The sequence below is a fragment of the Pectobacterium sp. CFBP8739 genome (assembly GCF_013449375.1).
GTDB lineage: Bacteria > Pseudomonadota > Gammaproteobacteria > Enterobacterales > Enterobacteriaceae > Pectobacterium.
In genome coordinates this window covers 47,494-60,252 of the sequence record NZ_JACDRR010000009.1, presented here as the reverse complement: position 1 = coordinate 60,252, position 12,759 = coordinate 47,494, and the positions used below count along the sequence as shown (strand labels likewise).

Here is a 12,759-nt window from a genome sequence, read left to right as displayed (position 1 = left end):
TCCTGTTCGGGGGTTATTTTTTCCGCGCTGTAAAACGTCCCGCCTCACCCCTGTGATCGCCCCGTGTATTTCGATACTTAAACAATGGCTATTCGTTGGCAGATCTGGCCTTTTCCTGCACAGCCAGCCTGATTCGACTATGCTTATGTCGTAGAAAATCTTGTCATGGAAAATCCAATGTCAGCGTGTTTCTGTTTGAAGAGGACGTGACTGGCGGGGCAGTGAACATAACAGGAGTAGGGAATGAGAAGGCTGATGATGTACCGTTCACGCTGGCTGCTGCCGGTTCTGGTTATTCTGGCGGCATTGCAGTTGGCTGCCTGTGGTGACAGCGAGGCGGAGCAGCGGAAGGCATTCATTGCGTTTCTGCAAAGTGCACAGTCGCAGCAGGATGGAACATTGCCGACATTGACGGAAGAGCAAAAGAAGACTTTTGGCCATTTTGCCAATGATTACGCGATTTTAACCACCTTTTCTCAGCAGTTTAATCAAGCCGTATCCGGCAGTCTGACGCCGATGCTGGGGCAAATTTCCCGTATTCGTGTTCCTAAAGACTATCTGACACAGCGCGATGGCCTGCGGCAATCTATCGGGGCAATGAACCTGCTGAGCCAGCATGTGCAGGCGGCGAAAGTACAGGCGGACAATGCCCACCGGACGCTAAAACAGCCTGAAGAGGTACAGATACCCTATGAGCGGCTGTATGCACGCACGGTAATACAGCCAACTAACGTGCTGTTGCCCGCCATTCCGAATGCGATTGCTTTTGCACAGAGTCTGACTCAGATCGGCGATTTCCTTCATGCTCAGGGCGATCAGGCCGTGTTCAATGGTGCGTCTGTGCAATTCCGTACGCCGCAGCAGGTGGCGCAATATAACGGCATGGTGGTGGCGTTACCCATGCAACAGCAGAATTTAATGAATGCGCTCAGAGGGGTAAGTGGCGTGAATTATCCCTAACTGCGTCGTTTTCTCATACATCCAGCGATGCGCTATTACGGATAGGTATTCTGGATAAGGGGGCGAGAGCAGGTGAGAGAGTAAAAATAAATTGTGATTGATATCACATAAATAAAACAAACTCATGTCGTTAAAGTGTGATGTAAATCACACATGGAAGGCTGTGTTGGTCTAGGAATCGGTTTTGTTTTTCATTTTTAACGGTTTTTTGTGAAGTAAATCACCTATTTGTGTCGTTGATGTGGGGTAGTTGTGTGATTTTTGTCACGTTTCTGCCATGGAGTTGCGGTATGAAAACAGCGTGTTAGAGTCCGCGCTGCATACAGTAATACTGACGGAAGCAATCGGTGTTTTGATAACCGATAGGCCTATAACAGTCGAGGTTTTGGTCACTGCTGATATCTCGGTAAAAATAAGGCTGTCGGTCGTTGTTGCTAACCATCGCTGCAACTAACACATATTGCCACGCCGTCTCACGATAATTACCACGCGCTCTTATTGTCAGCGCGTTTCAATAGGGGTGTGTTTTTATGCTTTCACCAGATATTAAGATCAAAGTGCAAAACTTTGGTCGCTTCCTCAGTAATATGGTCATGCCCAATATTGGCGCTTTTATCGCCTGGGGTATTATTACCGCGCTGTTCATCCCTACTGGCTGGTTCCCCAATGCAACATTGGCGAAGCTCGTCGGTCCGATGATTACCTATTTGCTGCCATTGCTGATTGGTTATACCGGCGGACGTCTGGTATTCGGTGAGCGTGGCGGCGTGGTGGGTGCGATTACGACGATGGGTGTGATCGTCGGGACCGATATCCCGATGTTCCTCGGCGCGATGATCGTCGGCCCGTTGGGTGGCTGGGCGATCAAACGTTTTGACCGTATGGTCGACGGTAAAATCAAGAGCGGCTTTGAAATGCTGGTCAACAACTTCTCTGCCGGTATTATCGGTATGTTGTTGGCAATTCTGTCATTTTTGGCAATTGGTCCGCTGGTTGAAGTCTTCTCTCAGGTGCTGGCTTCCGGCGTTAACCTGATGGTACAGAACAACCTGCTGCCGTTTACGTCCATCTTCGTTGAACCCGCGAAAATTCTGTTCCTGAACAACGCGATTAACCACGGTATCTTTTCACCGCTGGGCATTCAGCAGGCGACGGAAACCGGCAAATCTATTTTCTTCCTGATCGAAGCGAACCCAGGCCCAGGTATGGGTGTGTTGATGGCGTATATGTTCTTCGGTCGTGGTAACGCGAAAGAGTCAGCGCCGGGTGCGGCGATTATCCACTTCCTGGGCGGGATTCACGAAATCTACTTCCCGTATGTGCTGATGAATCCGCGTCTGATTATCGCGGTGATTCTGGGCGGGATGACCGGCGTGTTTACGCTGAGCGTGCTGGGCGGCGGTTTGGTTTCTCCTGCGTCTCCGGGTTCCATTCTGGCAGTGCTGGCGATGACGCCAAAAGGCGCTTACTTCGCTAACCTCGTGGCGATTGCGGCAGCTTTCGCGGTGTCCTTCATCGTGTCGGCGATTCTGCTGAAAAGCACCAAGCAAAAAGAAGAAGACCTGAGCGATGCAACGCGCCGCGTACAGGAAATGAAAGCGTCCGCGAAAGGTACGGCGACGAGCGCTGGGGTCAGCGGCGATATGAGCACCGTGCGTAAAATCATCGTGGCCTGTGACGCCGGTATGGGTTCCAGCGCGATGGGTGCTGGCGTGCTGCGTAAGAAAGTGCAGGATGCCGGGCTGACCAACATTTCGGTGACTAACAGCGCGATCAATAGCCTGCCGGACGATGTTGATTTGGTGATTACGCACCGTGATCTGACCGAGCGCGCGATGCGTCATGCACCGCAGGCACAGCACATTTCGCTGACCAACTTCCTTGATAGCGGTCTGTATAGCGATCTGGCGGCGCGTCTGGTCGCTGCGCAGGGTGCCGCGAAGCCTGAAACCGTCGCAACGGCAGCACCCGCTGTAGCCGATACGCAGACGAACTTGTTCCAACTGAGTGCGGGCAATGTGTTCCTGAATCAGCATGCGACACACAAAGAGCAGGCAATTCGTTTCGCCGGTGAGCAACTGGTGAAAGGCGGCTATGTCGAGCCTGAGTATGTTGAAGCGATGCTGGAACGCGAAAAGCTGACCTCTACCTATCTGGGTGAATCGATCGCCGTGCCGCACGGTACAATTGAAGCGAAAGATCGCGTGCTGAAAACGGGCGTGGTTTTCTGCCAATACCCTGAAGGGGTACGCTTTGGCGATGAAGAAGATGAAGTTGCACGTCTGGTTATCGGTATCGCTGCCCGTAACAACGAACACATTCAGGTTATCACCAGCCTGACCAACGCACTGGATGATGACGCTGTCATTGAACGTCTGGCGCATACGCAGGATGTTCAGGAAGTGCTCGACTTACTCTCCGGTAAAAAGAGTGCCTAATTGATGTGGCTAGTGCCGCCTTCGGGCGGCCTCTTTTTATGTTTTTTTAAGGTTATGTCTCATGAAAGCATTACATTTTGGCGCGGGTAATATTGGCCGTGGATTTATTGGGAAATTGTTGGCGGATGCCAACGTCGAACTGACATTCGCTGACGTCAATCAGCCGCTGTTGGATGCCCTGAACAGCCGTAAAAGCTATACGGTGCGGATTGTTGGGGATAATACACGCCTTGATACCGTGAGCAACGTGAGCGCTGTTCACAGCGGCAGTCAGGATGCCGTCGCGCTGATTGCCGTGGCCGACCTGGTAACGACCGCGGTGGGGCCGCAGATTCTGGAAAAAATCGCCGGAACTATCGCTCAGGGGCTGGTTAAGCGTCATAACGACGGCAATTCCCGGCCGTTGAACATTATTGCCTGTGAAAATATGGTGCGCGGCACCAGCCAGTTAAAACAGCACGTGTTGAAACTGCTGCCGGAAGGCCATCAGGAATGGCTTGTCGAGCATGTGGGATTTGTTGATTCTGCCGTGGATCGCATCGTTCCCCCCTCCGAAGCGGGTAGTGATGATGTACTGGCAGTGACGGTAGAAACCTTTAGCGAATGGATCGTTGATAAAACCCAGTTCTGCGGTGAGCCGCCAGCGATTCCTGGTATGGAACTGACCGACAACCTGATGGCATTTGTCGAGCGTAAGCTCTTCACACTGAATACGGGTCATGCGATTACGGCCTACCTCGGCCAGCAGGCGCGGCACCAAACGATTCGCGACGCGATTCTTGACCCGAAAGTCAGAGTTGTCGTCAAAGGCGCAATGGAAGAGAGTGGCGCGGTGCTCATCAAGCGCTATGGTTTTGATGTGGATAAGCACGCCGCCTATATCAATAAAATTCTTAGCCGCTTTGAAAACCCCCATCTGCATGATGATGTGGAGCGCGTTGGCCGCCAGCCGCTGCGTAAATTGAGCGCGGGCGACCGTCTGATCAAGCCGCTGCTGGGAACGCTGGAGTACCATTTGCCGCATGACAACCTGATTACCGGTATTGCCGCCGCGATGCATTATCGCAGCGAACAGGATCCGCAGGCGCTTGAACTGGCCGGATTGCTCCGCGCACAGGGGCCGCAGGCGGCGCTGGCACAGATTTCTGGCCTGGATGCTGACAGTGAGGTTGTCGCGCAAGCAGTGAATGTGTATAACGCCATGCAGTAATCGGCGCGCTTCGTCACCGGTCTTTTCGACACGGTGTAAAAGGTATAGGCGACGTCGGGGATGGGATGTCGCCACACCTGCCGGTAAGCATGCTGCCGAGATCGGGGATGCGGTGTGCGGGGTTAAAGGGTCGAGAAGTGACGATGGAAGAAACACAGGCGTTTGAAAACCGGGTTCTGGAAGCGCTGAACTCAGGGAAAACCGTGCGCGATTTTATGCTTTGTGCCGTTGAATTGTTGGCTGAAGCGGTCAGTATCCTGATGTTGCAAGTGTTCCGTAAAGATGACTATGCGGTGAAATATGCCGTTGAACCCTTGATGACGGGAACGGGTCCGCTGGGCGACCTTTCCGTGCGGCTGAAACTGATTTATGGCCTGGGGATGATCAGCCGTAAAGAGTACGAAGATGCGGAATTGCTAATGGCGCTGGGTGAAGAGTTGACGCATGACGGTGGGCATTACCGTTTTACTGACGATGAAATTCTGGGACCTATCGGCGAACTGCATTGCGTTACGGCGCTGCCCGCAGAACCCACTTTGCCGCAGGGAGCCGACGCTGCCGATCCACTTCTGGTGAACATGCAGCAGCAACGTTATCAGCAGATGGTGCGTTCCACACTGGTGTTATCTCTGACCACGCTGATTGCGCAAATTAGCCTGAAAAAAGCGTTTTAACCCAATTCCACACTATCACGTCACTGCGTCAATCCGGCGTTTCGTGTATGCTGTGCTCCGCATTATTCTCCCGTTATACAGGTTATCTTTTATGAAAGAGCAGGAAAAAGCAGAGATTAAACGCCTTAGCGACCAATTGGATAAGCTGACGCGTAAGCAGGCCACGCTGCTGGCACAAGGTGATGCCGAGGCTATCGCCCTCAATATGGAAGCGCGTGAGAAGCTAACGGCCGAAATTGAGCGCCTGCGTAACGTGAGAGAACAGAAACTCAGCAAAGAAGCGCAGAGACTGGCGAAGCTGCCTTTCAGCCGTGCGATTACGAAAAAAGAGCAGGCTGATATGGGAACGTTGAAGAAAAGCGTGCGCGGTTTGGTAGTGGTACATCCGATGACGGCACTGGGGCGCGAAATGGGCTTAACAGAGATGACGGGCTACGCACCGAAACCGTTCTGAGGTTTGTTTCTCTGCGCCGACAGACGCTGATGATGTACGTGTTGGCGTGATGGATTTGTTGATGAAGCCCCTGTTTAACAGGGGCTTTGTCGTTTCTGGTTCGTGGCTGCTTTGGTATTAGCGCGGCGCGTGCAGGCGATGCGCTGGGTTGGCAAACGCGATACTGGCGGGCGTCTCATCGTGCTGCGTGTTTGCCAGACGGAAGACGGAAACCGCTTGCTTCAGCAGTCGCGCTTGCTCTTCCAGCGAGTCGGCGGCGGCAGAGGATTGTTCAACCAGCGCGGCGTTCTGCTGCGTGGTACTGTCCATCTCAACAATCGCCTGGCTAACTTGGCTGATGCCCCGGCTTTGCTCATCTGATGCGGTGGCAATTTCACCCATGATGTCATGCACCTGCGTGATCGAGGTGACGATGTCGTTCATCGTTTTGCCCGCATTGCCGACCAGCGTCGCACCGTGTGATACCTGATTAACCGATTCAGAGATCAGGCCTTCGATTTCCTTCGCGGCCTGAGAGCTACGCTGTGCCAAATTGCGAACTTCGCTGGCAACCACCGCAAAGCCGCGGCCTTGCTCACCGGCGCGCGCGGCTTCCACTGCGGCGTTCAATGCCAGAATGTTGGTCTGGAAGGCGATGCTGTTAATGACGGACGTGATTTCCGCGATACGTTTAGAGCTGTTTTCAATCGCGTTCATGGTTTGCACCACGTTATTCACCTGCTCGCCACCCTGTTTGGCCGTTTGGGAAGCGCTGATTGCCAGCTTGTTGGCGTGGTGCGCATTATCGGCGTTTTGCTTAACTGTCGCGGTGAGCTGTTCCATGCTGGCGGCGGTTTGCTCAACGGCGGCGGCCTGTTGCTCGGTACGTGATGACAGATCCGTATTGCCCGCGACGATCTCACTGGAGGCGTTAGAAATCTGGCTGACGCCGACGCGAATGTCGTCGATCATATTGTGCAGGTTGTCATTCATTTTCGACATCGCACTCATCAACTGACCCAGCTCGTCTTTACGTGTCGTGTTGATGGACATGGTGAGATCGCCTGTCGCGATTTTTTCAGCCATGTTCAAGGTGTTGCCCAGCGGCGTGGTGATCTGGCGTGAAATGAACCAAGAAATCAGCAGACCAAGTAGCAGCGTAATCAGCGCGGTGATGCTCATCTGCAACGTAGCATCGTGGATATCTGCCTGTGAATCTGCCAATTGATCGCTAAGCAGAGATTTAACCACGTTGTTCAACTGGTCGGCGACGCCCCTCATTTGTACAGCCTGTGCCATTTCTTCCTGATAGGCTGGCATATAGGCAAGAATTTGCTCTTCGTAGTTATTCATTATCGTCATGACGGGAGCTAGCGTATCACGCTGTTCGGCGGATAGGCTTTGATACAGGAAAGTCAGTGACGTTTGTGCTGCATTAATGGCATCTGTCAGCTTTTCTTCGGATTCTTTATTGGTAGAAAGTAATAAACCACGAACGTGGTAGCGGACGGCGATTAACTTTTGGTTCAAATCAGAAAGTAATAACAGAAGGTTCGCGCTATTGTTGTCCGTCTTTAATTGATCGTTGAGGTCTTGTAGGGGTTTTTCCGTGGTTGAAATATTCCAGCTTTTTCTAACGGCATCTTTTTTGCTCACGGCATTAATATAATTATTCTGTTTTTCCTGATAGCTGGTGATTAATGTAGGGATATTGGCTATTTTCTTGGCGTCGCTTTCAGGCCAGTGAAATTCTTTTGCCTTTTCAGCGAGTTTACTGATATTGGCAATGTGTTCAATGTTCTTTTTTATATCGTCAGGATTATAGGTGGTGCCGTATAATGCGCGGTAATATTTAGCCTGGTTAATTTCATCATTGATATTGTTGTTTAAATTAACTTTATCAATACTGTCTTTCAGCGAGCTAATATGCATAATGCCCGCACCGGCAATCACCATGGTCATCAGCAGTATCAGGAAAAAGCCTAATCCTAATTTTTTACCGACTTTTAAATTGTCAAAATTCATCGCCATTACATCCCACCACTATATCGTATTGATTCAAATTGATTATCCTGATGCACACTGGTTTAGCGGTGCTAGCATCTCGGATTACCGCTTGCCAAGATGATTTTGCAAAATGACCCGTTTAGCTTTGCGAAACAACATGACAAAAATCCGCAGTAAGTATCGGCATGTTACTGTGAAACTTTACGTGCTAGCCTGCGGCGGCCTGTCGAGGCGAGGGTCAATGATGAACCAAATAGCGCCAACGTGCATGCGGTTTGGTGTATGGCGGGTATAAGAAGAGATAATAAAAAACTGGAATAACAGACTGTTATTCCAGTTTATATTCAAACGCAGAAGAGGCCTGATGGTATCAGGCATCCAACGGTTTTATTTTTTCGCGCTGGCGAAACGAGCCGCTGCTTCGTCCCAGTTTACTACGTTCCAGAATGCTTTCGCGTAATCTGGGCGACGGTTTTGGAATTTCAGGTAATAAGCGTGTTCCCATACATCCAGACCAACGATTGGGTAGCCAGATGCACCAGAAACGGCTTCACCCATCAGCGGGCTGTCTTGGTTTGCAGTAGACACAACGGCCAGTTTGCCGTCATCTTTCAGTACCAGCCACGCCCAGCCAGAACCGAAACGGGTTGCTGCTGCTTGCTCAAATTTCTCTTTAAACGCGTCAACGCTACCGAAATCACGTTCGATGGCGGCTTTCAGATCGCCAGTCAGCGTCGTGCCGACTTTCAGGCCTTTCCAGAACAGGCTGTGGTTAGCATGGCCACCTGCGTTGTTACGCAGTGCCGTTCTTTTTTCCGCAGGAACTTTGTCCAGTTGAGCGATCAGTTCTTCAGCAGACAATTTAGCCAGTTCAGGCAGAGATTCCAGCGCGGCGTTAGCATTATTGACGTAAGCCTGATGGTGTTTGGAATGGTGAATCTCCATCGTCTCTTTGTCGAAATGCGGTTCCAGTGCGTCATAAGCATAAGGCAGCGATGGCAGTGAATAACTCATGTTTAGCATCTCCATGGTAAAAAAAATGTTACGGCACTGTACTGTTAGTACCGCGTAAGCAATACGTTCATTATAGTTAATTAAATGATATTGAAAATGATTATTCTCGTTCTGATGTCATGAGTCATATTGCTTTACCTCATGATAACAAACGGTTATGTCATTATTGCACTATGTAAAAACAAATTAATCTATACCCGTCATACTTCAAGCTGCGGTAGCACTTACTCGCTCAGGCGCTGCGGATGTGTGTAGATCGTTGCGTGTCCTGGTCGACAAAAACCGACCAGCGTCAGGTTGCAGCGTTGGGCGACCTCAACCGCCAGTGACGTTGCCGCCGAGACAGCAAACAGGATTTCCACGCCGCACATGGCGGATTTTTGGACCATTTCATAACTGGCGCGGCTGGAGACCAGCGCGGCACCTTGCTGCCACCCTTGTTTTGCTCGCGCACCCAGCAGTTTATCCAGCGCGACATGGCGACCGACGTCTTCGCTCCCTCCGGACAGCGTGCCGTCTGGCGCGACCCAACTTGCGGCATGGGTACAACCCGTCACCTGGCCGATCTTCTGCACATCGCGCAGCCGCACCAGCGCGTTTTCAAGTTTGCTGAGGGAAAAGGTCTGCGTGAAGGGCAGGGGCGTCACCGGCTTGCCGATCTCCGCGAGCTGTTCTACGCCACATACGCCACAGCCTGTGCGGCCATCCATCGCCCGGCGTCGTTCTTTTAGCCCAGCAAAACGTCGGCTGGAAAGCTCAATTTGTACTTCGATACCGTTACAGGCGGGCAGTACATCCATCCCGTAGATATCCGCCGGTGATTGAATAATGCCTTCAGATAAGGAAAACCCGAGGGCGAACAGTTCCAGTTCTTTCGGCGATGCCATCATGACGACATGCGAGATGCCGTTGTAGACCAGCGCCACGGGCACTTCTTCCGCCAGCCAGTCAGGTTGCGGCTGGTGCAGCGAGTCAGGATGATAGACCGAATGTTGCGTTGCGCCTTCAAGGGCGGCATCTGCGCGTAAATGAACCCCTTCCACCTGAAATACCTGCATGTTAGTAACCCTGGAAATTAAAAGTATTATTTCACCGCACCTGAAGGGATGCGACTTTTTCTCGCAAGAAACTGTGCGTCAACTCGAAGAGTTGCCTTCTTCTCTGGCCGAATCCTGTCGCTAATTCCATACCCCGTATAGGCTTAATTTAACTGCTTACTGTTTGCCTCTTTTTTCACTGCGGCATGGCCGCTTACTCGGAACTGAAAAGGAGACTGAAATGGCGCATGATAATTTTGAAGGCCGACGCGCATCTGACGAAGTCGGTTCTCTCAACCTGAAAAAACGCTATGACAATTTTATCGGCGGAGCTTGGGTTCCCCCTGATGCGGGTCAGTATTTTGTTAATTTGACGCCAGTAACGGGCCAGCCGATGTGTGAAGTGGCCAGCTCATCAACGCGAGATATTGACCACGCGCTGGATGCCGCTCACAAGGCAAAAGCGGAATGGGGTGGCCTGTCGGTGCAGGATCGGGCGCTGGTGCTTAACCGCATTGCCGACCGAATGGAACAGAATCTTGATCTACTCGCGCGGGTGGAGACCTGGGATAACGGCAAACCGATACGCGAAACCAGCGGGGCGGATGTGCCGCTGGCGATTGACCATTTTCGCTATTTTGCGGCCTGTATCCGTGCACAAGAAGGGGCGATCAGTGAGATTGACGGCGATACCGTGGCCTACCATTTTCATGAACCTCTCGGCGTTGTCGGGCAAATCATTCCCTGGAATTTCCCGCTGCTGATGGCCTGTTGGAAAATGGCGCCTGCGCTGGCCGCCGGTAACTGTATTGTGCTGAAACCCGCCAAACTGACGCCGATGTCGGTGCTGATTTTGATGGAACTGATTCAGGATCTGCTGCCGCCAGGTGTCATTAATGTCGTCAATGGGTCGGGAAGCGAAATTGGCGAATACTTGGCGACGTCGAAACGCGTTGCGAAAGTCGCCTTCACCGGCTCGACCGAGGTGGGTCAGCAGATCATGAGTTATGCGGCGCAGAACGTGACGCCAGTCACGCTGGAACTGGGCGGCAAATCGCCGAACATTTTCTTTGCCGATGTGATGGATAAAGAAGACAGCTTCTTTGACAAAGTGCTCGAAGGCTTCACGCTGTTTGCTTTCAATCAAGGAGAGGTCTGCACCTGTCCGAGTCGTGCGCTGGTACAGGAATCTATCTACGATCGCTTTATGGAACGGGCAATCAAGCGCGTTGAGGCTATCCGCATCGGCAACCCGCTGGACAGCAAAACCATGATGGGCGCACAGGTGTCCGCCGGCCAGCTTGATACCATCCTTAACTATATTGATATCGGTAAGAAAGAGGGAGCACGGGTACTCACGGGTGGCCAGCGTAAGGTGATGCCGGGCGGACTGGCAGAAGGCTACTATCTGGAGCCGACGATATTGTTCGGTAAAAACAGTATGCGCGTCTTTCAGGAAGAAATTTTCGGGCCGGTGCTGGCGGTCACAACCTTCAAAACCATGGATGACGCACTGGAGATCGCCAACGATACGGAATACGGGCTGGGGGCTGGCGTGTGGAGCCGTAACGGTAATATTGCCTACCGGATGGGGCGCGGTATTCAGGCTGGGCGCGTCTGGACTAACTGTTACCATGCCTATCCGGCACATGCGGCGTTCGGCGGTTACAAGCAGTCCGGCATTGGGCGTGAAAACCATAAAATGATGCTGGAACATTACCAGCAAACCAAGTGCCTGTTGGTGAGTTACTCTGATAAGCCGATGGGACTGTTCTGATTCACTCACGCCATGCTCTGCCTTTTCTGGCGAGTACGCATGGCGTAATCCAATGTTTTCCCGTATTAATCTGTCTTTATCACTTAGATTTTCCCAATTGTTGAGTACAGACTTTTGATTGTGGGTTGTTGATCGTTGATTGTGCCAGCGCGTAACAACGGCTACGCTGTTTTGAATAGCGCTTTGCTTTCAAGAGGTTGTGCATGACGGATAAGATCGGCTGGATTGATAACCTGCGGGCGCTGGCCTGCATGATGGTCGTTCTGATTCATAGCACTACCTACTATATTACTGCGGGCGGCACGCCGGGCGATGGGCACTGGGATGTGGCGAATATTCTGAACTCCGCTTCGCGCGTCTGTGTTCCGCTGTTTTTCATGATCTCGGGTTACTTATTCTTTGGTGAGCGCAGCGCGGGGAAAAAACATTTCCTGCGTATCGGTTTATGCCTGCTTTTTTATAGTGCGGTTGCGTTGATCTATATTGCGACGCTCACGCCGATTAATGGCCTGAATTCATTGCACCATGCGCTGCAAAAACCGGTCTTTTATCATTTATGGTTCTTCTACGCCATTATCGTGATTTATCTGCTTTCCCCACTTATTACCATCAAGCCGGTATCGGGAAAATATTTAGCCGTCTTGATTATCCTGCTGGCTGTGGTCGCTAACCCCAATACGGGGCGGGTGGAATTTGCAGGGTTTAAATTACTGCCCGTGAATCTCTATATTTACGGCGATACGTTTTACTACGTGTTGTATGCCGCGCTGGGGCGTGCATTGGGGATGTTGGAAGTGCCAAAGAAAATCGCGCTAGCCGCTATCCCGTTCTTTATCGCGTGTGTCGCGCTAGTCGCGATGGGGACTAAGCACCACACATTACTGAACGATACATTTACCCAGACATTTTACATCTATTGTGGCCCGCTGGTGTTTCTGGCGGCGGCCAGTCTTATGGTGGTGTTTAAGCACTACTGTAGCCAGCGGATTTTACCGGGATTTGCCATCATTTCGCGCCATTCGCTGGCGATTTACGGCCTCCACGCGTTGATCATTCACTATCTGCGTACGCATGACGTGGTGCTGCCATCCCACCCAATTTTCGACATCTTGTATGTTTTCGCCATCGCGCTAGGAGCCAGCCTGCTGCTCTCGATGGCGCTACAGAAAATCGATGTGCGGCGCTGGGTGAGCTGACCGTTTGTCAGCC

Annotated in this window: 10 protein-coding genes; 7 read left to right on the top strand and 3 right to left on the bottom strand. The window is 51.7% G+C overall.

Features of this window, described 5'->3' with window-relative positions; all coding sequences use genetic code 11:
- Positions 1 to 243: 243 nt before the first annotated feature.
- The 5 genes from H0247_RS08160 to H0247_RS08140 all read left to right on the top strand — a co-directional run bounded on the left by H0247_RS08160 (position 244) and on the right by H0247_RS08140 (position 5,736).
- A complete protein-coding gene (locus H0247_RS08160) occupies positions 244 to 960 on the top strand; it encodes a DUF3053 domain-containing protein (RefSeq protein ID WP_255433909.1) in 717 nt (238 codons plus the stop codon).
- 530 nt (positions 961 to 1,490) lie between these two features.
- The gene (locus tag H0247_RS08155; RefSeq protein WP_180742106.1) at positions 1,491 to 3,398 is read left to right on the top strand and encodes a PTS mannitol transporter subunit IICBA; all 1,908 of its coding nucleotides are present in this window, start codon (positions 1,491 to 1,493) and stop codon (positions 3,396 to 3,398) included.
- Positions 3,399 to 3,459: 61 nt separating this feature from the next.
- A complete protein-coding gene (locus H0247_RS08150; protein WP_180742105.1) occupies positions 3,460 to 4,608 on the top strand; it encodes a mannitol-1-phosphate 5-dehydrogenase in 1,149 nt (382 codons plus the stop codon).
- Between the two features lie 107 nt (positions 4,609 to 4,715).
- The gene (locus H0247_RS08145) at positions 4,716 to 5,282 is read left to right on the top strand and encodes an MltR family transcriptional regulator (RefSeq protein WP_180742155.1); all 567 of its coding nucleotides are present in this window, start codon (positions 4,716 to 4,718) and stop codon (positions 5,280 to 5,282) included.
- A gap of 91 nt (positions 5,283 to 5,373) precedes the next feature.
- Positions 5,374 to 5,736 carry a YibL family ribosome-associated protein gene (locus H0247_RS08140; RefSeq protein ID WP_180742104.1) on the top strand — a complete coding sequence of 121 codons (363 nt, stop codon included), beginning with the start codon at positions 5,374 to 5,376 and terminating at the stop codon, positions 5,734 to 5,736.
- 117 nt (positions 5,737 to 5,853) lie between these two features.
- On the opposite strand, the gene H0247_RS08135 is transcribed toward H0247_RS08140, so the two are convergent.
- The 3 genes from H0247_RS08135 to fdhD all read right to left on the bottom strand — a co-directional run bounded on the left by H0247_RS08135 (position 5,854) and on the right by fdhD (position 9,794).
- Positions 5,854 to 7,746: a methyl-accepting chemotaxis protein gene (locus H0247_RS08135; RefSeq protein ID WP_180742103.1), complete on the bottom strand. Its 1,893-nt coding sequence runs from the start codon at positions 7,744 to 7,746 to the stop codon at positions 5,854 to 5,856.
- Between the two features lie 363 nt (positions 7,747 to 8,109).
- On the bottom strand, positions 8,110 to 8,736 hold the full coding sequence (gene sodA, locus H0247_RS08130) for a superoxide dismutase [Mn] (RefSeq protein ID WP_180742102.1): 627 nt from the start codon (positions 8,734 to 8,736) through the stop codon (positions 8,110 to 8,112).
- A gap of 224 nt (positions 8,737 to 8,960) precedes the next feature.
- On the bottom strand, positions 8,961 to 9,794 hold the full coding sequence (fdhD, locus tag H0247_RS08125; protein ID WP_180742101.1) for a formate dehydrogenase accessory sulfurtransferase FdhD: 834 nt from the start codon (positions 9,792 to 9,794) through the stop codon (positions 8,961 to 8,963).
- A 220-nt stretch (positions 9,795 to 10,014) separates the two neighbouring features.
- Here fdhD and H0247_RS08120 point away from each other — a divergent pair, with 220 nt between their 5' ends.
- Together H0247_RS08120 and H0247_RS08115 are read left to right on the top strand one after the other, a co-directional pair.
- On the top strand, positions 10,015 to 11,550 hold the full coding sequence (locus H0247_RS08120) for an aldehyde dehydrogenase family protein (protein WP_180742100.1): 1,536 nt from the start codon (positions 10,015 to 10,017) through the stop codon (positions 11,548 to 11,550).
- Between the two features lie 203 nt (positions 11,551 to 11,753).
- Entirely contained in the window at positions 11,754 to 12,746 is a 993-nt protein-coding gene (locus tag H0247_RS08115) for an acyltransferase (protein ID WP_180742099.1), read from the top strand.
- Positions 12,747 to 12,759: the final 13 nt, after the last annotated feature.